The organism is Streptosporangium jomthongense, assembly GCF_042650425.1.
Taxonomy (GTDB): Bacteria; Actinomycetota; Actinomycetes; order Streptosporangiales; family Streptosporangiaceae; genus Streptosporangium.
This window is the reverse complement of record NZ_JBHSBC010000001.1, coordinates 394,731-415,477: the sequence shown is the minus strand read 5'-3', so window position 1 is coordinate 415,477 and position 20,747 is coordinate 394,731. Positions and strand designations below refer to the sequence as shown.

20 protein-coding genes, 1 tRNA gene and 1 pseudogene are annotated in these 20,747 nt (G+C 70.0%); 8 read left to right on the top strand and 14 right to left on the bottom strand.

Going from position 1 to position 20,747, the window contains the following annotated elements; all coding sequences use genetic code 11:
- Positions 1 to 3 precede the first annotated feature (3 nt).
- Together ACFOYY_RS02000 and pcaB are read right to left on the bottom strand one after the other, a co-directional pair.
- Positions 4 to 1,023: a LacI family DNA-binding transcriptional regulator gene (locus ACFOYY_RS02000; RefSeq protein ID WP_386187220.1), complete on the bottom strand. Its 1,020-nt coding sequence runs from the start codon at positions 1,021 to 1,023 to the stop codon at positions 4 to 6.
- Positions 1,024 to 1,107: 84 nt separating this feature from the next.
- On the bottom strand, positions 1,108 to 2,457 hold the full coding sequence (gene pcaB, locus ACFOYY_RS01995; protein ID WP_386187217.1) for a 3-carboxy-cis,cis-muconate cycloisomerase: 1,350 nt from the start codon (positions 2,455 to 2,457) through the stop codon (positions 1,108 to 1,110).
- A gap of 143 nt (positions 2,458 to 2,600) precedes the next feature.
- On the opposite strand from pcaB, the gene ACFOYY_RS01990 reads away from it, so the two are divergent.
- Entirely contained in the window at positions 2,601 to 2,723 is a 123-nt protein-coding gene (locus tag ACFOYY_RS01990) for a hypothetical protein (RefSeq protein WP_386187214.1), read from the top strand.
- On the opposite strand, the gene ACFOYY_RS01985 is transcribed toward ACFOYY_RS01990, so the two are convergent.
- On the bottom strand, positions 2,715 to 3,422 hold the full coding sequence (locus ACFOYY_RS01985; RefSeq protein WP_362774039.1) for an HAD family hydrolase: 708 nt from the start codon (positions 3,420 to 3,422) through the stop codon (positions 2,715 to 2,717). The two genes, ACFOYY_RS01990 and ACFOYY_RS01985, sit on opposite strands and share 9 nt — an antisense overlap.
- A 147-nt stretch (positions 3,423 to 3,569) precedes the next feature.
- Between ACFOYY_RS01985 and ACFOYY_RS01980 the strand changes: the two genes are divergently transcribed.
- Positions 3,570 to 5,030, top strand: coding sequence for a benzaldehyde dehydrogenase (locus ACFOYY_RS01980; protein WP_362774036.1), 1,461 nt, complete (start codon positions 3,570 to 3,572; stop codon positions 5,028 to 5,030).
- A gap of 26 nt (positions 5,031 to 5,056) precedes the next feature.
- Here ACFOYY_RS01980 and ACFOYY_RS01975 read toward each other — a convergent pair whose 3' ends face one another.
- Positions 5,057 to 5,248, bottom strand: a complete 192-nt coding sequence (locus tag ACFOYY_RS01975; protein ID WP_386187210.1) for a hypothetical protein — start codon at positions 5,246 to 5,248, stop codon at positions 5,057 to 5,059.
- A gap of 273 nt (positions 5,249 to 5,521) precedes the next feature.
- Here ACFOYY_RS01975 and ACFOYY_RS01970 point away from each other — a divergent pair, with 273 nt between their 5' ends.
- On the top strand, positions 5,522 to 6,619 hold the full coding sequence (locus ACFOYY_RS01970; RefSeq protein ID WP_362774033.1) for a glycerophosphodiester phosphodiesterase: 1,098 nt from the start codon (positions 5,522 to 5,524) through the stop codon (positions 6,617 to 6,619).
- A gap of 79 nt (positions 6,620 to 6,698) precedes the next feature.
- Here the strand turns inward: ACFOYY_RS01970 and ACFOYY_RS01965 are convergent, their stop codons facing one another.
- Together ACFOYY_RS01965 and ACFOYY_RS01960 are read right to left on the bottom strand one after the other, a co-directional pair.
- Entirely contained in the window at positions 6,699 to 7,223 is a 525-nt protein-coding gene (locus tag ACFOYY_RS01965) for a cysteine dioxygenase (protein WP_362909347.1), read from the bottom strand.
- Between the two features lie 52 nt (positions 7,224 to 7,275).
- A complete protein-coding gene (locus ACFOYY_RS01960) occupies positions 7,276 to 8,166 on the bottom strand; it encodes an amidohydrolase family protein (RefSeq protein WP_386187205.1) in 891 nt (296 codons plus the stop codon).
- Between the two features lie 230 nt (positions 8,167 to 8,396).
- On the opposite strand from ACFOYY_RS01960, the gene ACFOYY_RS01955 reads away from it, so the two are divergent.
- Entirely contained in the window at positions 8,397 to 9,377 is a 981-nt protein-coding gene (locus ACFOYY_RS01955) for a LacI family DNA-binding transcriptional regulator (protein ID WP_352010334.1), read from the top strand.
- A 156-nt stretch (positions 9,378 to 9,533) separates the two neighbouring features.
- Here ACFOYY_RS01955 and ACFOYY_RS01950 read toward each other — a convergent pair whose 3' ends face one another.
- A complete protein-coding gene (locus ACFOYY_RS01950) occupies positions 9,534 to 10,904 on the bottom strand; it encodes a carbohydrate-binding protein (RefSeq protein ID WP_352010335.1) in 1,371 nt (456 codons plus the stop codon).
- A 399-nt stretch (positions 10,905 to 11,303) separates the two neighbouring features.
- On the opposite strand from ACFOYY_RS01950, the pseudogene ACFOYY_RS01945 reads away from it, so the two are divergent.
- Positions 11,304 to 11,900 (top strand): annotated as a pseudogene (locus ACFOYY_RS01945) (RNA-guided endonuclease InsQ/TnpB family protein); the annotation flags it as partial.
- Positions 11,901 to 12,041: 141 nt separating this feature from the next.
- Here ACFOYY_RS01945 and ACFOYY_RS01940 read toward each other — a convergent pair.
- Positions 12,042 to 12,410, bottom strand: coding sequence for a phage holin family protein (locus ACFOYY_RS01940; RefSeq protein ID WP_352010336.1), 369 nt, complete (start codon positions 12,408 to 12,410; stop codon positions 12,042 to 12,044).
- A 196-nt stretch (positions 12,411 to 12,606) separates the two neighbouring features.
- On the opposite strand from ACFOYY_RS01940, the gene ACFOYY_RS01935 reads away from it, so the two are divergent.
- The 3 genes from ACFOYY_RS01935 (at position 12,607) to ACFOYY_RS01925 (ending at position 13,842) form a co-directional block, all read left to right on the top strand.
- Positions 12,607 to 12,891 carry a hypothetical protein gene (locus tag ACFOYY_RS01935; RefSeq protein ID WP_352010337.1) on the top strand — a complete coding sequence of 95 codons (285 nt, stop codon included), beginning with the start codon at positions 12,607 to 12,609 and terminating at the stop codon, positions 12,889 to 12,891.
- 76 nt (positions 12,892 to 12,967) lie between these two features.
- On the top strand, positions 12,968 to 13,366 hold the full coding sequence (locus ACFOYY_RS01930) for an OsmC family protein (protein WP_352010338.1): 399 nt from the start codon (positions 12,968 to 12,970) through the stop codon (positions 13,364 to 13,366).
- Between the two features lie 399 nt (positions 13,367 to 13,765).
- Positions 13,766 to 13,842 (top strand) — tRNA-Lys (locus ACFOYY_RS01925).
- 62 nt (positions 13,843 to 13,904) lie between these two features.
- On the opposite strand, the gene ACFOYY_RS01920 is transcribed toward ACFOYY_RS01925, so the two are convergent.
- From ACFOYY_RS01920 to ACFOYY_RS01895, 6 genes are all read right to left on the bottom strand, one after another.
- Positions 13,905 to 14,363 carry an ABA4-like family protein gene (locus ACFOYY_RS01920; protein WP_352010341.1) on the bottom strand — a complete coding sequence of 153 codons (459 nt, stop codon included), beginning with the start codon at positions 14,361 to 14,363 and terminating at the stop codon, positions 13,905 to 13,907.
- A complete protein-coding gene (locus ACFOYY_RS01915) occupies positions 14,360 to 15,328 on the bottom strand; it encodes a hypothetical protein (protein WP_352010342.1) in 969 nt (322 codons plus the stop codon). Before ACFOYY_RS01915 ends, ACFOYY_RS01920 begins: the two co-directional genes overlap by 4 nt.
- 22 nt (positions 15,329 to 15,350) lie before the next feature.
- The gene (locus tag ACFOYY_RS01910) at positions 15,351 to 16,070 is read right to left on the bottom strand and encodes a response regulator transcription factor (RefSeq protein WP_352010343.1); all 720 of its coding nucleotides are present in this window, start codon (positions 16,068 to 16,070) and stop codon (positions 15,351 to 15,353) included.
- Complete coding sequence (locus ACFOYY_RS01905) at positions 15,989 to 17,050, bottom strand: sensor histidine kinase (RefSeq protein ID WP_362774012.1); 1,062 nt, start codon at positions 17,048 to 17,050, stop codon at positions 15,989 to 15,991. The genes ACFOYY_RS01910 and ACFOYY_RS01905 overlap by 82 nt, the downstream gene beginning before the upstream one ends.
- A 438-nt stretch (positions 17,051 to 17,488) precedes the next feature.
- Positions 17,489 to 18,517, bottom strand: a complete 1,029-nt coding sequence (locus ACFOYY_RS01900; RefSeq protein WP_352010733.1) for an aldo/keto reductase — start codon at positions 18,515 to 18,517, stop codon at positions 17,489 to 17,491.
- 12 nt (positions 18,518 to 18,529) lie between these two features.
- Entirely contained in the window at positions 18,530 to 20,689 is a 2,160-nt protein-coding gene (locus tag ACFOYY_RS01895) for an MMPL family transporter (RefSeq protein ID WP_386187196.1), read from the bottom strand.
- Positions 20,690 to 20,747: the final 58 nt, after the last annotated feature.

The following is a 20,747-nucleotide window of genomic DNA, read 5'->3' as shown; positions in this document are numbered from 1 at the left end:
GGGTCAGGGGGGAGGCAGTTCTCCCGACCCCCGGGGGATGAGCCTGGTCGGCAGCTCGACGTGCTCGGCGGGACCGGGGTCGCCCTGGATGCGGCGGAAGAGCAGTTCGGCCGCGGTCCTGCCGAGCCCGGCCGGGTCCTGGGCGACCACGCTCACCCCCGGCACCAGCAGGTCGGCCAGTTCGAAGTCGTCGAAGCCCACCATGGGCAACCGGTGCCCGGTGCGCAGCACGGCCAGCGTCACCCGGCCGTTGCCGGTGAACAGCGCCGTCGGCGGGGTCCGCTCCGAGAGCATCCTGGCCAGTGCCGCCCCCGCTCGCTCGGGGGGACCCGTCGCGATGAGGGAGTCGTCGGCGGGCAGACCGGCCTCGGCCAGGGCCCGCCGGTAACCGCGCAGGCGCTCCGCGGCGGTGAAGATGGACGCGCTGTCGCCGATGAAGGCGACGCGGCGGTGACCGTACCTGATCAGGTGGGTCACGCCGGAGCACGCGCCGCCCGCGTTGTCGCAGATGACGGTGTCGGCCTCCAGGCCTCCCGGCCGGTCGGCGAAGACGGCGGGCGTGCCCGCCTCCAACTCCGGCCTGAGGTACTCGTGGTCGGCCCCGGCGGGCACGATGATCAGTCCGTCGACCCGCCGGGAGCAGAAGGTGAGGACGAGCTCGCGCTCCCGCCGGGGGTCCTCCCCCGAGGAACCGCTGAGCAGCAGCGAGCCGTACCCGAGGGCGACGTCCTCGACCGCCCGGCTGACACCGGAGTAGAACGGGTCGGCCACGTCCTCGATCACCAGGCCGACACTCGACGTACGGCCGCCGCGCAGCCCTCTGGCGCTCTCGTCACGACGGTAGCCGAGCCGTTCGATGGCCGAGCGCACCCGTTCGGCGGTCACCGCGTTGACCCCGCGTTCGCCGTTGACGACACGGGAGACGGTCTTGAGCGCCACCCCGGCGGACGCGGCGACGTCCTTCATGGTGGGACGGCCTCGGGAACCGCCCGTGGCGGGACGGCGATGGGGGCGGTCGGTCACGGCCCGATCATCGCCCAGACCCATTTTTTCGACAATGTCGTCCCGCAACGGACACCCCCGCCCCCTGTGTCTAGATTATGGCTGTTATGGCCTGTCCGTGTGGGCGCGTAGCGCCCGGTCGACGAACGCCTCGGCCGATCCGAGATAGCCGGTCGGGTCGAGGGCGGCGTCCACCTCGCCGGGGGTCAGGGCGATCTCCGGATCGGCCAGCAGCGTCTCGCGCAGCGTGCCGCCTCCGTCGGAGGCCCTGGCGCACGCGGCGTCGACCAGCGTCCTGGCCCTCGGGGTGCCACCGAGCCTGACGACGACGTGCTCGGCCATCATCAGCCCCCGCGTCGCGCCCAGGTTGGCCCGCATCCGCCCGGTGTCCACGGTCATCCCCTCAAGCGCCTCACGCAGCCAGGCCGCGGCGCTCCCGGTCAGCCTGAGCAGGTCGCTCAGCGTCTCCCACTCGGCCTGCCACGGCCCGGCCGCCCGCTCGTGCTCGTGGAGCATGCCGCCGAGCGCGGTGGCGACCAGCCCGGGGACGCGTTGCGCGCAGGCCAGAACCGACATCGCGGCGACCGGGTTGCGCTTGTGCGGCATCGCGCTCGAACCGCCCCGGCCCGGCGACGACGGCTCGGCCGCCTCGGCGACCTCCGGCTGGGACAGTAGTTTCACATCGGTGGCGATCTTTCCCAGCGTCCCGGCCACGGTGCCGAGGGCGCAGGCCAGCCGGGCGATCGGGGTGCGGTCGGTGTGCCAGGGCAGGACCGGCTCGGCCAGCCCGAGCTCCGCCGCGAGGTACGGCAGCACCTCGTGACCGCGTCCACGCAGCACGGCCAGGGTTCCGGCGGCTCCGCCGTACTGGACGGGCAGGCGCAGGTCGGTCAGCGCGGCCAGGCCCTGGTTCAGCGCGTTCAGCCAGCCCGCCGCCTTCAGCCCGAAGGTGATCGGCACGGCGTGCTGCAGGATCGTGCGTCCGGCCATCACGGTGTCCCGGTGCTCGACGGCCAGCCGGGCGCACGCGCTCGCGCACGCCGACAGGTCGGCGGTGAGCGGTGCCAGGGCACGCGAGGCGACCAGCATCGAGGCCGTGTCGTTGATGTCCTGGCTGGTCGCGCCGTAGTGCACGAACCGCCGGACCTCCGGCTCGACCCGTTCGCGCAGGGCCGCGACCATGGGGATCACCGGATTCCCCGTCGGTACGGCCGCGCGGCCGAGCTCGGCCAGGTCGAACCGCTCGGGCTCGCAGGCCTCCCGTACGGCGGAGGCCGCCTCCCACGGCACCAGCCCCGCCTTCGCCTGCGCGGCGGCCAGCGCCGCCTCGACGTCCAGCATCGCGGCCAGCCACGCCGCGTCCGACACCTCGGGCGCCGCGCCGCCCCTGGAGAACATCCCCGAGAACAGTCCATGGCGCGCTGACGAGGTCATGGTCACCTCTAGAAATGTCATGGCGACAGCCTGTCACGCTCCGGAGGAGGCGTAGGGACAAATAGAAAAGACCTCTTTGACGGGGAAGTGCCTTCCTTCCCGGATGCCGGCACCCGGTGTGGTTTCGGGCTGTTGCTTTCGGGTGGTTCAGGAAGGATGTCGGCATGGATTGCCTGGAGATCCTCATCGGCAGGGCCGAGCGTCTCGACCGTGTACTGATCCGGGTCCCCGGCCGGGCGTTCCCCGGTCACGACGTGGCGCGGGCCGCCCTGCTCGGGTCACGCTGAGGCGGTGCCGAGGATGGAGGCGATCACGGCCGGGGTGTCGGACAGGTCGGTGAGGACCAGTTCGGCTCCCACCTCGCGCAGCGCGGCCTCGTCGCTCGCCCCCGTGGCGACCGCAACGACCCTGGCGCCGCCGTGGTGCCCGGCCAGGACGTCGTGCGGGGTGTCGCCGACCAGGACGGTGCTGTGCTCGTCGAACCGCTCGCCGTACTTCTCGGCCGCCCGTAGTTGCGCGAGCCGTACCAGGGGCGGGCGGTCGCCGTGGTCGAGGCCGTAGGCGCCGACCTCGAAGTCCACGTACTCGTCCAGGGAGAACGCCGCGAGCTTGCTGACCGCGATGGGCCGCATGTTCCCGGTGAGCACCGACTGCACCACGTCGGTACGGCAGGCCAGGGCCTTGAGCGCCTCCCTGGCGCCGGGCAGGACACGGCCGTGTTCGCGGATCTCGTGGATGCGTGCGTCGAAGCCGGTGGCGAACTCGTGGCACAGGCGCTGGAGCAGCGGCTCCGACGTCTCGATGCCGTGTGTCAGCAGTGTCTCGGTGATGATGGCCCGGTCGGTCCTCCCGGCGAAGGAGGGCAGTCCGTGCGCGGCCAGGACCCGGCCCGTCACGGTGGTGAACGCGTTCTCGTAGATCGTTCTGGTCAACGGTCCGACGGCGAGCAGTGTGTGATCGATGTCCCACAGAACGAGAGTGCGCACGAATCACATCGTATGAGGTGCTATGCCCCATTGAAGAGAAGACCGTGGTCAGCATGCGTCCTGTATGTGTAAGTTCGTTCTGCGGACGAATGTTCATTTTTGAACATCCCGCCCACCACCATGTCGCGACGACAGGGAGACGACCCCATGACGCTGATGGACGCAAAAACATGGACGGGACTGGTCTACGGGGACGGCTGGACCACCCCGCGCGGCGGAGACGCCGCGGTGGTGGAACCCGCGACCGGTGCCGAACTGGGGCGGGTCGGCATGGCGAACGCGCAGGACGTGGCGGAGGCGGCCGCGCTGGCCGTACGGGCTCAGCGGGAGTGGGCGGCCACCTCCTTCGAGGAGCGGGCGGCGGTGCTGCGGCGGGCCGGGCGGCTGTTCGAGGAGCACGAGCGGGAGATCCAGGACTGGCTGGTCCGTGAGGCCGGGTCCGTCCGCCCGAAGACGGGCGTCGAGACGCACATCGCGGCCCAGGAGTGCTACGAGGCCGCCGCGCTGGCCTCCCAGCCGCTGGGAGAGATCCTGCCGACCGCGAAGAAGCGGCTCAGCATGGCCCGTCGCGTCCCCGTCGGGGTCGTCGGAGTGATCTCACCGTTCAACTTCCCGCTGATCCTCGCCATCCGCTCGGTCGCCCCCGCGCTCGCGCTGGGCAACGCGGTGATCCTCAAGCCGGACCCGCGCACCGCGGTCTCCGGCGGCTTCTCGATCGCCCGCGTCTTCGAGGAGGCGGGGCTGCCCAAGGGCCTGCTCCACGTGCTTCCCGGCGGCGTCGAGGCGGGCCAGGCACTGGTCGGCCACCCGCTGGTACCGGTGATCTCCTTCACCGGATCGACCGCGGCAGGACGCAGGATCGGCGAGGAGTGCGGGCGGCTGCTCAAGCGCGCCCACCTGGAACTCGGCGGCAACTCCGCGCTGATCGTGCTTGAGGACGCCGACCTCGACCGGGCCGTCTCCGCGGCGGCGTGGGGCTCCTTCCTGCACCAGGGGCAGATCTGCATGACGACCGGTCGTCACATCGTGCACTCCTCGATCGCGGAGGAGTACGTCGCGCGACTGGCGGAGAAGGCCGAGCGCCTGACGGTCGGCGACCCGGCGGGCGGACGGGTCGCGCTCGGCCCGCTGATCGACGCCGGGCAGCGCGACAAGGTCCACGCCCTGGTCACCGGTAGCGTCGAGGCCGGAGCGAGGCTGGCGGCCGGAGGCACCTACGAGGGACTGTTCTACCGGCCGACGGTGCTCGCCGACCTTCCCGAGGGCGCCCCCGCCTACGCCCAGGAGGTCTTCGGCCCGGTCGCGCCGGTCGTGCCGTTCTCCACGGCCGAGGAGGCCGCCGCGCTGGCCGCCGACAGCGAGTACGGCCTGTCCCTGGGCATCCTCACCGGGGACGCGATGCGGGGCCTGGCGCTGGCCGACCTCATCCCCACCGGGATCGTCCACGTCAACGACCAGACGGTCGACGACGAGGCCGTCGCGCCGTTCGGCGGGCTGGGCGCCTCGGGCACCGGCTCACGCTTCGGCGGGGGCAGGGCCAACGCCGAGGCGTTCACCGAGACCCGCTGGGTGACGGTGCAGGGCGAGATCGCGGGCTACCCCTTCTGAACGTGACCGAGAGGCCGCCGGCGCGTTCAGTCGCAGAGGGCGCGGGCGGCCGCCGCGGTGACGGTTGAGGTGTCGGCGGCGTCGCGTGGCCGGTTGCCCGGCAGCAGGGTGATCCTTGTGGAGGGGCCGTACGGACCGCACGCCTCCTGAGCGCCGAGGGCCGTCTTCCGGGTTCTTCTGGGCGCCGGGGGTACGGGACCCGCGCGGGCGTCCCTCAAGGCGGCGGACAGGGCTATGGGGGCACCGGCGCCGCCTCGCGCGGGGACATGGTCCGTCCATTCGGGTGATCGGGGAGTGGACGGGTCGCCCCCCGGCAGAACAGCGCCTCGCCTGCTCTCGGACAAGGGAGAAGGCGGTCGATCGAACAGCCGTCGACCGGCCTCGGACCACGTCTCGGCCATCGGCCGGAGTCCCGTGCGGACACCTGTGCGTGTGGTCCCGGTCGTGTCCCCGGCACCCGGCGGCCACCTTTCCGTCCTACCGTTCAGATCATGATCCGCAGGCTCTCGGCCGCCACGCTGGCCGTCCTCGTCACCGGTACCGCCGTGGCCCTGCTGCAGCAGCCCAGGCCCGCGGCGGCGGAACACCGGGACCGGAATCCCGTCGTCATCGGCCACCGCGGCGCCAGCGCCCACCGGCCGGAGCACACCCTGCTCTCCTACGAGACCGCGATCGCGCTCGGCGCCGACTACATCGAGCCCGACCTGGTCTCCACCAAGGACCACGTGCTGGTCGCCAGGCACGAGAACGAGATCTCCGGGACCACCGACGTGGAGAGCCATCCCGAGTTCGCCGGACGCCGTACGACCAAGACCGTCGACGGGCGGGCCGTCACGGGATGGTTCACCGAGGACTTCACCCTGGCCGAGCTGAAGACGCTCAGGGCCAAGGAGCGCATCCCCGACCTGCGCCCGGAGAACACCGCCTTCGACGGGCTCGCCGAGATCCCGACCTTCGAGGAGGTCGTACGGCTGGCGCGCCGCAGCGGCGTCGGGGTCTACCCGGAGACCAAGCACCCCACCTACTTCGACTCCATCGGCCTGTCGCTTGAGGAGCCGCTGCTCGAGGTGCTCGGCCGGTACGGCTGGCGCGGGCGGCGTGACCCGGTGTTCGTCCAGTCGTTCGAGACCGCGAACCTGCGGGAGCTGCGCGGACGGACCAGGCTGCGGCTGGTCCAGCTGGTCAACGCCACCGGTGCGCCGTACGACTGGACGGCGGCGGGGGACCCGCGCACCTACGACACCATGCTCACCCCGGCGGGGCTGCGGGAGGTGGCGGGCTACGCGGACGGCGTCGGCGTGGACACCCGGCGGGTCGTCCCCCTCGACGCGGAGGGGCGAACCCGGCAGCCCACGACGCTCGTCCAGGACGCGCACCGGGCCGGGCTGCAGGTGCACGCCTGGACGGTCAGGCCGGAGAACTCCCAGCTCCCGGTGGACTTCCGGGCGGGAAACCCGGCCAGTCCCGTCTACCCGCGCGCGACGGGTGACGTGGCCGGGTGGCTTGAGCGGCTCTACCGGCTCGGGCTCGACGGCGTCTTCTCCGACGACCCCGGCGTGGCCAGGGCGGTCAGGGACCGGGTCCGGTGAGAACGGGAACCGCCGGCCACCCGCCCCTTGGGTGACCGGCGGTGGTCCTGGAGCGATCCTGGAGTGATCCCGGCGCCTCCTACGCGACGGCGACCTCGCCGTTCTCCGCGAGGTCGTCCATCGGGCGCAGCTCGTCGGCGTAGCTCACCGAGACACGGCGCATCACCCCGGTGTCGCTGATCGAGTACTGGCCCAGGCGCCACAGCGGCGGCGAGTAGGCGTGGATCGAGACGCTGCCGTTCACGGCCCCGGTCAGCCGGTGGATGTGGTCGGGCCCGAAGGAGAACGACTCACCCGCCGAGACCACCGTCTCCAGGTGCTCGCCGCCGATACGGGGATTGCACTCAAGCAGCGTGCCGGTCACCACGCGGACCGCGCCGGAGGAGATGTCGTGGTCGTGCCAGCCGGTGTCGTCCTCGGGGCGCCAGCACAGCAGCCAGACGTCCACGTAGGCGTCCCGGTAGAGGGAGGCGTAGTGGCGGCCCCCCTCCTCGGGGAAGGCCACCTGGTCCTCCCAGCGTGACGGGTCCGCCGCCAGCGCGTCGACCAGGTCGCGGAGCTCACGCCGGTCGAGGGCGCGCTCCGGCAGGGCGTCGAAGCTCATCGGGTGCCTCCCAGGAGACGGCAGCGCCCGCTGCCCTGGGACTGATTCACGTTCACTTGCGCGACTCCTTTCGGTTCAACAGACGGCTGGGGTTGGTGACCGCGATGGCGTGCCCGGCGGCCTCGCCGAGCGCGGGGTCGGGTGCGGTCGCGTACGGCTGGTCGGAGCCGTTGACCACGACGTCGATGCCGAGTTCGCGGATGACGGCGTCGATGGCCCGGGGACCGTAGGAGGAGGTCTCAAGGAAGGCGCCGGGGTCCACCTGGCCCCGGCTCTGGCCGCCCCGGCTGATCAGGCGCTCGGAGTGCAGCGGCGCGAGCCCGGCCAGCAGGGCGAAGCAGACCCGCAGGTCGGGGTGGCGGGCACGGCCGAAGGCGGCGAAGGCGTACCAGGAGGCGTGCATCTGCTGGACGTACGGCACGACGGCGGGCCACCAGCCGGGGCCGGTGGGCGTCCCGGCGGGGCCGGGGTGCACGAAGAGCGGCAGGTCGCGTTCGGCGAGCACGTCGAGCAGGGGCGCGACCCCGGCCAGCCCCGCCTCGTCGCCGATGGCCGTCGCGGGCAGCTGGAGCCCGGCGAGCCCCTGGTCGAGGGCCTTGGCGAGCCTGGCCGGGTCGACGTCGGAGAGGCAGGCCGCCGCCCACGCGCCGAAGGGGGCGGGCAGCGCCAGGGCGTCCTCGTGGTAGGCCTCGATGAGGGGCCAGGCCTCCTCGGGTGGCAGCGTCTCGATGCCGAGCGGGCTGGACAGTGAGACCAGCGCCAGCTCCAGGTCCTCGTTGCGCGCCAGCCGTACGGCGAGGTCGTGGTCGGCCGGGTCGACCTCGTAGGGGGGCTCGCCGTCCAGGTGCAGGGTCCAGCCGTCCAGGCGGGGAGGAGCCGTACGGCGGCGCAGCGCGTCCACGAACGCGGGCGCCCACAGGTGCTGGTGCACGTCGACGGCCATTTTTCTCCCCTTCCTTTCGTGGTATTCCCTACCTAGAATATAGGTAACAGCTCTGACCTTACTACGTCTCCGGGTGACACGGTTCAGTGAACCGATTCAGTGAATCGGTTCACCTTATGGGGGGCGATGCCCCGAACCATCCGGATGTACGGCATACCCCTGTTCAGACGGGGGTTCCGGCATAGGGTGGACAAGTGCCCCAGCCACGGAAACGAGCGACTATACGTGAGGTGGCGAAGGCCACCGGTCTCTCCCCGGCGTCGGTCTCCTACGCCCTGCGCGGCCTGCAGGTGTCGGAGGAGACCATCGAGCGGGTCCGGCGCGTGGCCGCCGAACTCGGCTACGAGGCCGATCCGATCGCCCGCGCGCTGGCCAGCGGCAGGACAGGGACGATCGGACTGCTCTGCGGCTCGCTTGAGGACCTCTGGCAGCAGGCCCTGGCGGTCGGCATCGGCAGGTCGCTGAAGGACAACGACCGGTACGCGCTGATCCTGGACGCCGCGGGCGATCCCTACCGGGAACGGACCCTGGCCAGGCAGCTGCGCGACCAGCGGGTGGACGCCCTGATCGTGCAGCCGGTCGACCCGGCGGCCGAGGTGTGGCCGGAACTGTGTGAGAGCCTGCCGGTCGTCTCGATCGGCGACGGCCTGGCGGGCGCGCGGACCGCCGGGGAGGTCGTCTTCGACAACCGGGCGGGGGTCACACTGGCGCTCGAACACATGCGGGACCGGGGACACGGGCGCATCGCCGTACTCACCCCGACAAGGGCGAGCACCCCGGACCGCCCGGCGGACGTGCACGTGCTCGCGGAGGCGGGACGGCTGGGCCTGGACATCGAGGTGGTCACCGCGCCGCAGGCGCTCACCGCGGCGACCGGGGTGGCCGACGCGATGCTCGCGGACGGGCACCGGGCGTTCTTCTGCTTCGCGGACTCGATCGCCTACGGCGTCTACGCCGCCTCGACGGAACGGGGGCTGCGCATCCCCGCCGACGTGTCGGTGATGGGCTACGACGACCACCCGATGTCGGGGCTGCTCACCCCGGGGCTCACCACGGTCGACTGGGACATCGACGGCATCATCCGCGCCGCCGTGCGCACGGTGGTGGCCGCGGCCGACGGCAACACCCGCCGCCGGCGTATCGTCCAGGCCCCCGAGCTGCGCGAGCGCGGCTCGGTCGGCAGGGGGACGGCCGCGCCCGGCGCCTTCTGAACGCGGCGTCCGACACGCGAAAGGCCCGGCACCGTGGTTCGGTGCCGGGCCTTCCTGTCGAGCGGACGGCCCTGTCGGGAGGCCGTCCGCTCATTGGCCGGTCCGTGGGTCCTCACGCGGGCAGGCGCCGTCGAGGGGACCCGGGATGGCCCGGTGTCAGACGCGCTGCCAGAGGGCCGGGACGTTCGGCGGCTCCCAGCCGGGCATCGCGGTGTGGCCCTGGAGGCAACGGTAGGTCGAGCCGCCGTAGGTCACGGTCGCGCCCGCGCTGTAGGCGGTGCCGGCGGCCCAGGTGCCACCGGGGTTCTGGGTCGAGGTCGAGGTCGGCGTCGGGTTCGGGCCACCGTTGCTGGTGACCAGGGTGAGGCCGTTCGCCTGCAGGATCTCGCCGACCGGCTGGAAGTAGGTCGTGCCGCCGGAGGAGCAGTTACCCGTTCCGCCGGAGGTGACGCCCTGGGCCTGGTCGCCGGAGATGAACGAACCACCGGAGTCGCCGGGCTCGGCGCAGACGCTGGTCCGGGTCACCTCGTAGACGGTGCCCTCCTGGTAGGCGACACTGCTGTTGAGCTGCTGGACGGTGCCGCAGTGCCAGCCGGTGGTCGAGCCGGAACGGCAGACCGAGGAACCGACCTGGGCGACGGTCGAGCCGTTCACCGGGATCGTGGCACCGTTCTGGACCACGACGCCACGCGGGGTCCAGTTGGAGTTGGTGGCGATCCAGGAGTAGTCGCTGCCCGGGAAGACGGAGTTCTGGAAGGTGCCCTGCGCGACCCGGTTGGAGCCGCTGGTGGAGCTGCCGGTGCTGCCGCAGTGACCCGCGGAGACGAAGCCGCTCTGGCCGCCACGGGTGGCGGAGAAGCCGATCGAGCAGCGGCTGCCGCTGCCGATGTAGTAGGCGTCGCCGCCGCGCAGGTCGTAGAACGTCCTGGCCTTCTCGCTCGACTGCTCGACCTTGACCAGCGCCTTGTCCACGCCGCTGGCCGCGACGAAGGACTGGCCCGCGGCGACGTCGGAGGCCAGCACGACCACCGAGTTGTTGCGGACGTCGAGGTACCAGGCGTTCACCGAGGAGGGGGAGGACTCCTTGGCCTGCCGGTTGAGGCCCTCCTGGGCCGCGGTGAGCGCGGCCAGCGAGTGCTTGACCAGCTTGGCCTGGGCGCCGGTCTTGAGGATGGCGGTCAGCTGCTTGGAGTCGCTGGTGGCGACCACAAGGTCGGAGGTCGGGCCGGTGACCCAGGTGCCGCCGTAGGCGACGCCGAGCTGCTTGGCGACGACGGGCTCGACCTTGGAGGCCGCGCTCTCGTTGACCAGGCGGGTCGAGGCCTGCTCACCGGTGATGCCGAGGTCGCGGGTGAGCGCGGAGACCAGTTCGGGGGCGGGCTTGACGACGGCGGCGGCCTGGGCCTTCGCCTGAACATAAAGGGGATCGGCGGAGGCTGCGCCGGTGGTTACGGAGGCGAGGGCGGGGGTCGCTACCAACGCGGCGGCGAGCGTGACGCCCACTGCCACGGCATTTCTGCGGAGCATGTGATCTCTCCTCGTGTCGGGGGGTGCGCCGTCAACGTAACGGTTAGGACACAAGGAGCGGCTCTCTCAGAACGGCCCTATCACTGTGCTATGAAGATTTAACCGACATGACTTGTTAAAGGGTGACACCGTTAGTCAACTCCGTCATCCCTATCTGGTACGTAGGGCGGAGGACGTCGGTTCAACGGGGCCGCGTCCATTGTGGGCGCCCCATCAGATTCTTTCGAGGGGACGGTCGCCTTTAGGTGACGGGAGAATCGGGAGCTGGAGCGGGAGGGCCGCCAAGACCCGAGCGTGCATTGACCCGCCTGGTCCGCGCATCGCGGATGTCCCTCCTGGTTTTGTCGGTGCCGGCCGATACCGTGACGGTGTCGTTGCCGAACGTGAGGGGGGTGGGGTGTGCGCAGGTCGTTCACGTTCCTGTTGCGCCCTACCCGTCATCAGGAGATCGCGCTGGCGGCGTGCCTGGAGGACCACCGGGTCCTGTACAACGCCGCGTTGGAGCGCCGACGCACGGCTTACCGCAAGGCGGGCGTCACGATCCGCTACGGCGAGCAGTCGGCCGACCTGAAGCACATCCGGGCGCACCGGCACCGGCCGGTCAAGGGCCGAGTGAAGACGATCGGCGTCAAGCGGGAGGGCTCCCGCTGGTACGTGATCCTGTCGTGCGACGACGTGCCCGCCGAACCACTTCCCGCCACGGGCGCGGTGGCGGGTATCGACATGGGGGTCGCCTCGCTGGTGACCACCTCCGGCGGTGAGCACGTCGCCAACCCGCGCTATTTCGCTGTGACCGCTGATCGTCTCGCAGCGGCGCAGCGGGCCCTGGCCCACAAGAAGCGCGGCTCGCGGCGGCGCCGTAAGGCCGCGGCACGGGTCGCCGCCCTGCACGGCAAGGTCCGCCGTCAGCGTCTTGACCACGGGCACAAGGCCGCGCTCGCCCTGGTCCGCGCCTATGACGTGACCGTGCACGAGGATCTGCGGATCGCGAACATGACCCGTTCGGCCGCGGGCACGGTCGAGCGGCCCGCAGGGAGCGGAGGAGTCACGTCATGGTGCGTTACCCGGGTCGTTCCCAGCGGGGGAACGGCCGTCCGCCGTTCCCCCGGCCTGGTCGCGGCCTTCCGGCGCGGGTCGTCAGTCGCCGAGGACCAGGTCGAGCAGCCAGCTCACCAGACCGACGATGATCGCGCCCCAGAAGGCGGCGCCGAAGCCCTCCACGTGGAACGACAGACGGAGCTGCTCGGCGATCCAGCTCGTGAGCAGCAGCAGGCCGGCGTTCACCACCAGGGCGAACAGGCCCAGCGTGAGCACATAGAAGGCGCAGCCGAGGACCTTGATGATCGGCTTGAGTACCGCGTTGACGACACCGAAGACCAGGGCGACCGCGATCAGGGTGACGATCTGACTGCTGGTGGACGTCGCGGACACCGTGATGCCGCTCACGAGCTGTGTCGCCGCCCACAGGGCGGCCGCCACAACCAGGATCTTGATGATGATTCTCACGTTCGGGCATCCTCGCATGGGGGTCGGACGGGCATACCTGGACACTAAACAGTCTGGGACGCGTCGGCGCGGCTGTTCGGTCACGGATTCGGGGTCACACCGTCGCGGCGTGGTGGCGCACATGCATGGGCGATGCCGTACGCGGGCAGAACATGAATGATCGACGCGATCTGGGGGCAGAAGGGCGCGTGAGGGGGTGAGGAAGTTGGAGACGGACCAGCTTGAGGCGCTGTCGGCCCAGGAACTGCATGATCGGGCGGTCCGCTACGCCGTGCACCACGGAGACTTCGCCTTCCTGTGGGAACTGCTCAAGGTGATTCCCGCCGCGGAGGCGTCAACCGGGAACGAGGACGAGACGGCCAATGACCTGAGCCGGGTCTCGGCGCTGCTCAGCGACGCCATGGCGTCCGGTGAGGGGGAGCTCGGCGACGCGCTCCGTCCCTTCTACATCGAGTACCTGTCGCAGCACCCCGACGCCTGAGACGCCCGCTCGTGCCGGGCACCCGCCGTACCGGCCGCCTGGGTAGGGTTGGCCGGGGAACACGGGGAGGAGCGTCATGGCTCGGGTGAACGTCGAACGGACCGAGAACGGCTTCGTGGCCCGCAACGACCGCGGGGCCGAGGTTGTCATGGGCGGCGGCGACGAGCAGGGGGTCTTCACCCCGGTCGAGTTGCTGCTCGCCGCGCTCGGCGGCTGCAACATCGTCACCGTCGAGCCCCTCACCGCCAAGCGCGGGCACCGGCTCGTGCGCCTGGCGATGACCGTCCAGGCGGAGAAGGTCGAGCCGACGCTGCTCGGCCCGATCACCGTCACCTACGACGTCGAGCTCCCCGAGGGGGACGACGCGGCCGACGAGGTCTTCCGTGCCGTGGCCAAGCGGGTCGAGGAGCGATACTGCACGGTGAGCCGGGCGCTGAGGGAGCAGACCGAGGTCAGGCTCGAACTGCCCGAGTGAGGCTCCTCCCTGAGGAGGACGTCCGGTGATACCGGGTCATCTCCGGGTGTAGGCCCAAAATCAACCCTCGGATGACGTGCTCGTTACGTTCGCTTCTGTACTGTTGAAGCAGGTCAAGGGGTTCTGCGAAGCCCGGGGGAGCTGCAGCAGGAGACTTTTCACCGGAAACGGACGCGAGGGGGATCGCGTCCTAGAGCGGAGCCGCCGGAGTCTTGGGGGAGGCGAAGGCGGGCCCGCGATGAGGCCGGGGCTGGATGGTTGGGGGACCATTCGGCCCCGGGACCTCTTTCCAGGCGAGGGCCGGGCGGTTGGGGGGCCGCCCGGTCCTCGTCTGTCTTCTCCGGATGTAGCCGATGTGCGCCGCCGTGCGGAGGACTGCTAGAGTTACCTCCGTCGCAGGCGCCGCTAGCTCAGTTGGTTAGAGCAGCTGACTCTTAATCAGCGGGTCCGGGGTTCGAGTCCCTGGCGGCGCACCACACACGAACGAGGCTCAGGTCATCTCGACCTGGGCCTCGTTCGTGTTTCCCGGCGGAGGGTCTCACCCCGGCGCCAGGCGTTCGGTGGACGGCGTGTTCCTCGGCGGTCCGACGACGGTGCGGATCGCCAGGTAGATCAGCAGTCCCATGGGGGAGAGCAGAAGCGTGAAGACCAGCAGCGGTCCCATCAGCAGCGGGTGGACCCGGCGCTCCCTGGAGTCGAGATACATCCAGCGGGCGATGAACACGTCGAAGGCGATGACGTGCGCCCACAGGATGGCGGCGCCGTCCCTTCGCCCGAAGAAGGCGGTGATCAGGTCCAGGTCGGGCCTGCTGACCACCTCCCACAGGTCGGGGAAGCGCGGGATGGCCAGCGTCAGGTAGATCGCCAGCTGCGGCAGGATGATCAGCGGCGAGGAGATGATCCGGTGGGTGATCGACCAGGTCGGGGCGAAGACCATCAACGCCCAGAACGGCACGGTCAGCGGGAAGGTGATGGTGAAGAGGGTGTCGACCGTCATGACAGCCCCTTCCCCACGGCCGCGCGCACGAGAGGTTGCCTGCGTCCGAACGTCACGACCAGCCCCGCGGCCACGACGACCGCGCCGGCCAGGGCGGCCAGGGCGGTCAGGGTGAGGGCGTCGGGGTGGATCAGCGGCTGGGCCCGGCGCGCCTGCCAGGTCAGCAGCACCACGAGCCCGGCGTAGCCGAGCCCGGCGGTCCACACCAGGCCGAGCCGTACACGCTCGGGGGCGAGCGCGGGCAGGCGGCGGGAGAGCGCGGTGAGCAGGAACGCGAGCACCGGCATGACCTGCAGCGCGTGCAGGCCGATGGCGTGGGGGACGCGCATGTCGCCTCCCGTGGTGCTCCAGCCGAGGATCGGCATGCCGGGGCCGCCGTCGGGGACGCCGACGCTGTGCGCGCCCGCGGCCAGGGTTCCCGCGGCGGCGGCCTCGGCGCGCCCGGTACCACCCACCATGTAGTAGGCGACCATCATGCCCAGCAGGCAGACCAGCAGCCCGAAGCGCAGCCCGGCCGTGGTCACCCGGTCACCGGTCTGCTGACGCAGCGCGAGCACCGCGACGACCATGGTGACGACCGCGAGCATCGTGACGAGCATGCCCATGACGCCGAAGACGGCGGCGTCCTGGGGGGTGCTGATGTTGAAGTGACTGTGCCTGCCCCGCGCGGCCTGCACGACGATGAGCCCGACCCCGACCGTGGTGAGCCCGACGATCGCGGTCCCGGTCTTCCTGGCCAGTTCGGGCGTACGGCCGAGCATCGGCAGCAGCCAGGCGAGCGTCAGGCTGTAGACCATGAACGACAGGGCGAACTTGAACGGCTTGAGCCAGACGGAGGCGCCGTCGAGGGTGCGCTCGTCGACGAGCATGCCGGCCGCGCTGAACACGGCGAGGCCGGTCAGCACGGCGCTGAACACGACGAGCGGGCGATGCCAGCCGGAAACGAGGCGGAGGGTGCGTGTCACGGCACCTCCCAGCAATGGATAATCATGTATCGATAGTAGCGCGATCCATAATTTGCTTCAGGCTGGTGAGAGGGGGCGGTGCGGCGTGCGCCGACCGCAGGAGCGGATGGGTGGGAGCCGTCCCGATCGCCTTGTTGACCGCGTCGATGCGGGAGACGGCCGACAGCTTGCCGAAGATGTTGCGCAGGTGCCGTTTGACGGTCCCCTCGGTGATCGCCAGCTGAACGGCGATCTGCCGGTTGCTGAGCGCCTTGGCGACCAGCGCCAGGACCTCCTGCTCGCGTTCGGTGAGGACGCCCTGCGGAGCGGCGCGCGGAGCCGGGGCGATCGCCTGGGAGACCAGCACCGTCACCCCGTGGCGCCCGGCGTGCACGCTGCGGATGGCCACCAGCAGTTCCTGGCTGCGGATGGCCTTGTGCAGGTATCCGTGAGCGCCGGCGGCCAGCAGGTCCTGGACCAGCTGGGGGTCGTCGTGCATGCTCAGGATGATCACTTTGGGCGGCGGCGATATCTCCAGGAGGCGAGGCATGGTCCGCGCGGGATGGTGGTTGGGCATCTCCACGTCGAGCAACACGATGTCCGGCCTGGTACGGGCGGCGAGCGAGATCACCCCGGGGCCGTCAGAGGCGTCCCCCACGACGTGGAAGTCGTCCTCGGCCCTCAGTACCTGACAGAGGGCGTCTCGGAACAGGGTGTGGTCGTCGGCGACGAGAATCCGAATCCGATCATTTGATTCCGGCATGACAAAGCTCCTGGAAGCGGGACCCATATCCGGAGCCGCGTGCCTGCGGACAGGCGGCTGGCGAGGTGGAAAACCCCGTGTAGTAGCTCGATGCGCTCTCTCATGGAGGAGAGCCCCGCGCTGTTCTCCTTGTCCTTGACGATCAGCCCCGTGCCGTCGTCGTCGACCGTCGCGAGAAGGTCTCCTGAGACGATGTCCACACGGGTGACGACCTTGCCGGCCTTGGAGTGCGCGAAGGCGTTGCGCATGCCCTCGCGGAGCACCGCGAAGATCTCGCTCCTGTAGTGGTCGGGCAGCAGGCGCTCGTCCCCGTGGACGGCGACGCTCACCTCGGTCTCCGCCGGTGCGGCGTCCCGGGCGAACTCCTTCAGGGCGACCGCGAGAGGAGGTTCGGCCACGCGCAGCCGGAGCCCGGAGACCAGCCTCCTCGCACCCTGGGAGATCTCGAAGAGCGCCTGGCGGATGTTTCTGATGTCCGCCTCCATGCCCTCGGCCTGCCGCTGGCTCTCGAACAGGTCGAGGTGGAGAAGGGCCATGCTGACGCCGCTGCCGATCCAGTCGTGGATGTCCCGCGCGAGCCGGTGACGGTCGTCGATCTGGGTCTCGTGGATGCGGTCGAGCGTCATGGCGTCCCGCTTGGCGGCCAGGACCTGGGTGAGGGCGAGAATGCCCCGGTTGAGGGTCGTCAGGAACGCCCTGCGCAGCTCCGCCTCGTCCGGATGGCCGTCCAGGATGGAGGGCAGGCGGTCGCACGCCGCGTCGAACAGCTCCGTCCAGCCGAGTGCGGCCTCCAGGGGGTCGATCTGGCTGGTGGCGTGGGCGGGCAACTCGGTGAACCGCGGGGGGGTTCTCCGCTCCCCGCTCTTGAGCGTCTCAGCGCACTCCGTGAGTACCAATTCGGCCTGTAACCGACATTCCTCCCAGATCTCAGGGCTTCTGACCAGCGGGCTGGACAGCTCCCGCAGGCGGGCTTCGTACACTTCAAGTATTGCTGAACTGTTTAACGTGAATCGCTGGTGAGGTGTGAGCAGTGCGCCGATACTGGTCCCTTGCATCGTCATCCCCGTGCATTTCAATGGACGAACTTCGAGCATGTACGGACCGATCCGCTACGGCTGGTCTGGCTGCAATGAAGTAAGCGAACCATGGAATGCATTGCTGGACTCGTTCCCCCGAACGCCAGCGTAGCCGGTCCTGCTCCTAACATTATCTAGGCAAGGCGTATCCCGTGCAACGTTAATGACACTCCAAAAACAAAATATGACTGTATTCGAGGCGCCACGGTCCGCACTGACTGGGGGTGCGGCCGTCGGCAAACATATAGGAAGGCTCACATTTCAATTGCCGACGACCGCTCCCAGCTGGGATTGTGCGCTTGTGTGCTATGTCATTAAGGCCGAATCATATTTCATGAAGTTTCAACGACGTCGTCTGGCCTGGTCCTCCAGTGCCGGATGACGCCAACCGGCGTCGTGCGGGTTGAGCGTGACGCCGGGCGGAACGATCTTGTCGATCTCGTCGAGCACCTCCGCGGTGAGGGTCACCTCCGCCGCCGGGAGCTGGCTGTCGAGGTGCTCCGCCGTACGGGGGCCGATGATCACCGAGGTGACGGCCGGGTGCTGGAGCACGAAGGCGAGCGACAGCTCGATCAGGCTGACGCCCGTCCGCTCGGCGAGCCCGGCCAGCGCCTCGACCGCCTCCAGTTTGCGCTGGTTCTCGGGCAGCTGCATGTCGTAGCGCTCCGGCAGCACGAAGCTGCGGATGGTGAACGGCAGTTCCCTGTCCTTGCGGTAGGTCCCGCTCAGCCAGCCGCCCGCCAGCGGGCTCCAGGTGATGACGCCGGTGCCGAGGTCCTCGCACACCGGGAGCACGTCGCCCTCGATCCCGCGTACCAGCAGTGAGTACGGCGCCTGCTCGCAGACGAAGCGCTCCCTGGCCCGGAACTGCGAGGTCCAGTGCGCCTCGACGAGCAGGTGGGCCGGGAAGGTCGAGGTGCCGAAGTAGCGGATCTTCCCGGCGCGGACCAGGTCGGTGAGCGCGCCGAGGGTCTCGTCGATGTCGGTGGTGAGGTCGGGACGGTGGATCTGGTAGAGGTCGATCCAGTCCGTGCCGAGCCGGCGCAGGCTGTTCTCGACCTCCTGGAAGATCCACCGCCGGGAGTTGCCGCGCGAGTTCGGGTCGTCACCCATCGGCATGTGGCACTTGGTGGCGAGCACCACCTTGTCCCGCGCGCCCAGGTCGGCCAGGGCGCCGCCGACGAGCTGCTCCGACTCGCCCCCGGAGTAGTTGTCCGAGGTGTCGACGAAGTTCACGCCCGCGTCGAGCGCCGTACCGATGATCTTGGTCACCTCGCTCTGCTCCGAGGTGCCCCAGGAGCCGAACATCATGGCGCCCAGGCAGATCTTGCTCACCTTCAGCCCGGTACGGCCGAGCACGCGGTATTCCATGGTGGTCACGGGTCACACTCCTGCGGGGCGGGGCGCCAGGTCGATGTCGTCGGCGTCGCTGGCCTCGCGCACGCCGAATCTCTCCCACACCCGCTTGAGCGGGGCGGGTGCCCACCACGCGGCGTGGCCGAGCAGGCGCATCGTGGCGGGGACGAGCAGGCCGCGGACGATCGTCACGTCGACGACGACCGCGATGAGCAGGCCGACGCCGGCCATCTTCATGAACGTGATGCCGGAGATCACGAAGCCGCCGACGACCACGGCGAGCAGCAGGGCGGCGCTGGTGATGATCCTCGCCGTGTGCTGGACGCCCAGGGCGATGGACTCGACCGGGTCACCGGTGCGCTCCATCTCCTCGCGGATGCGCGACAGCAGGAAGACCTCGTAGTCCATGGCCAGGCCGAAGGCGATCGCCACGATCAGCACCGGGAAGTTGACGTCGATCGCGCCGACCGGGACGAAGCCCAGCAATCCGGACAGCCAGCCGTCCTGGAAGATCAGCTTGATGGCGCCGAAGGAGGCCGAGAGCGACAGGAGGTTGAGCACGATCGACTTCAGCGGCAGCACCACCGAGCCGAAGGCGAGGAACAGCACCACGAAGGAGACCACCGCCACGAACAACGCCATCCACGGCATCCGGGAGATGACCATGTCGACGATGTCCACCCGGGAGGCGGGCATTCCGGTGAAGGAGGCCTTGGTGCCGGGCGGCGGGGCGACCGCGCGCAGGTTCTCGACCATCGTGCGGGCCTCGGGGGACATCGGGTCGATCGAGTAGCCCATGGCGAGCCTGGCCTGGTCGGCCGCGGTGCCGGTCACCCGCGCGCTGTCCACGTTGGCGACCGCGTCGAGCCTGCGGGCGTAGGCGTCGAGGGCGGCGGTGTCGGCCTTGCCCTCGACGACCGAGGTCACCAGCTTGGCCGGGTCGTGTGAGAAGTCGGTGGCCAGCTTCTGGGTCACCAGGCGGGCGTCGGCCTGCATGGGTAGCACCCAGTCACCGGGACGCGCCCAGTTGACGCCGAGGAAGGGCAGGCCCAGGCCGACCAGCACGACCACGATGACGGCGGTGAAGGCCAGCGGGCGTCGCATGACGGACTGGGTGAGCCGGTACCAGCGGCCCTCGGTCGCCGGGACGGTCGTGACCTGGCCGCGGCGCTCCTTGCGGCCGTTCACCCGGGGCCCGGCGTAGCGCAGCACCGCGGGCAGCACGGTGAGCGTCGCCAGTACGGCCAGCAGCGTGACGCCCGCCCCCGCGAAGCCCATCGAGAGCAGGAACCTGGACGGGAAGACCGTCAGGCCGGCGAAGGACATGGCGACGATCAGGCCGGAGAAGGCGATGGTGCGGCCCGAGGTGACCATGGTGCGCCGTACCGCCTCGTCGACGGAGTGGCCGTTGCGCATCTCCTCACGGAACCGGTTGACCATGAGCAGGGCGTAGTCGATGGCCAGACCGAGGCCCAGGATGCTGATCACCTGGATCGCGAACGTCGAGATGTCGGCGAAGAAGGTGACGAAGCGCAGCACGGCGAACGAGCCGAAGGCCGCGGTGAAGCCGATGAGCAGTGGCAGCGCCGCCGCTATGAAGCTGCGGAAGATCAGCACCAGCAGGATGAGCAGGAGGGGGACCGACAGCGACTCGGCGAAGATCAGGTCGCGCAGCGTCTGCCGGTTCACCTGGTCGGTCATCGAGGTCAGGCCGCCGAAGCGGACGGTCAGGCCGTCGACCTTGAGTTTGTCCTGGATCGCGCGCAGCTGCAGCACGCGTTGCTGGTCGTTGCTGGAGTTGAGCTGGATCGCGACGTAGGTCGCGTGCTTGTCCTTGGAGACGAAGTCTGGGGACTTGGTCGTCCAGTAGGTCTCCAGGCGCAAGACGTTGTCACGGGGAACCGCGGCCAGGGCGCTCTGGAGGGGGCCGGAGAAGGCGGGGTCGTCGACTGTCTTGTCCGGGCTCTCGTAGAGCACCACGAGGTCGTTCGCGTACCGGCCGAGGGGGCCCGCGACGATCTCGTCCGCGTGCACCGACTCGCTGCCCGGGTCGTCGAAGCCCGCGCCGCCACCGAGCCTGCTCAGCACGCCCGAGCCCCATCCGCCTGCCACGACGGTGAAGAGCAGGGTGCCGATGACGACCCATAGTCGGCGTCTCGCGGCGAACCTGCCAAGTGCGGAGAACATCAGTCCCCTCCCATTGGACGCCAGTGGATAGTGGATATCACTACTATCTATAAAAACC

What these genes read in the sequence shown, in the direction of transcription:
- ACFOYY_RS01965 (WP_362909347.1), bottom strand. Translation starts at nt 7,223, where the DNA reads ATGAGCTTCGACGCCCTGCCGGAGCGCGCCCTCGACCGGCGTGAGCTC.
- pcaB (WP_386187217.1), bottom strand. Translation starts at nt 2,457, where the DNA reads ATGACATTTCTAGAGGTGACCATGACCTCGTCAGCGCGCCATGGACTG.
- ACFOYY_RS01920 (WP_352010341.1), bottom strand. Translation starts at nt 14,363, where the DNA reads ATGACGGTCGACACCCTCTTCACCATCACCTTCCCGCTGACCGTGCCG.
- ACFOYY_RS01960 (WP_386187205.1), bottom strand. Translation starts at nt 8,166, where the DNA reads ATGGCCGTCGACGTGCACCAGCACCTGTGGGCGCCCGCGTTCGTGGAC.
- ACFOYY_RS01910 (WP_352010343.1), bottom strand. Translation starts at nt 16,070, where the DNA reads ATGCCGGAATCAAATGATCGGATTCGGATTCTCGTCGCCGACGACCAC.
- ACFOYY_RS01970 (WP_362774033.1), top strand. Translation starts at nt 5,522, where the DNA reads ATGATCCGCAGGCTCTCGGCCGCCACGCTGGCCGTCCTCGTCACCGGT.
- ACFOYY_RS01900 (WP_352010733.1), bottom strand. Translation starts at nt 18,517, where the DNA reads ATGGAATACCGCGTGCTCGGCCGTACCGGGCTGAAGGTGAGCAAGATC.
- ACFOYY_RS01895 (WP_386187196.1), bottom strand. Translation starts at nt 20,689, where the DNA reads ATGTTCTCCGCACTTGGCAGGTTCGCCGCGAGACGCCGACTATGGGTC.
- ACFOYY_RS01980 (WP_362774036.1), top strand. Translation starts at nt 3,570, where the DNA reads ATGACGCTGATGGACGCAAAAACATGGACGGGACTGGTCTACGGGGAC.
- ACFOYY_RS01990 (WP_386187214.1), top strand. Translation starts at nt 2,601, where the DNA reads ATGGATTGCCTGGAGATCCTCATCGGCAGGGCCGAGCGTCTCGACCGT.
- ACFOYY_RS01930 (WP_352010338.1), top strand. Translation starts at nt 12,968, where the DNA reads ATGGCTCGGGTGAACGTCGAACGGACCGAGAACGGCTTCGTGGCCCGC.
- ACFOYY_RS01950 (WP_352010335.1), bottom strand. Translation starts at nt 10,904, where the DNA reads ATGCTCCGCAGAAATGCCGTGGCAGTGGGCGTCACGCTCGCCGCCGCG.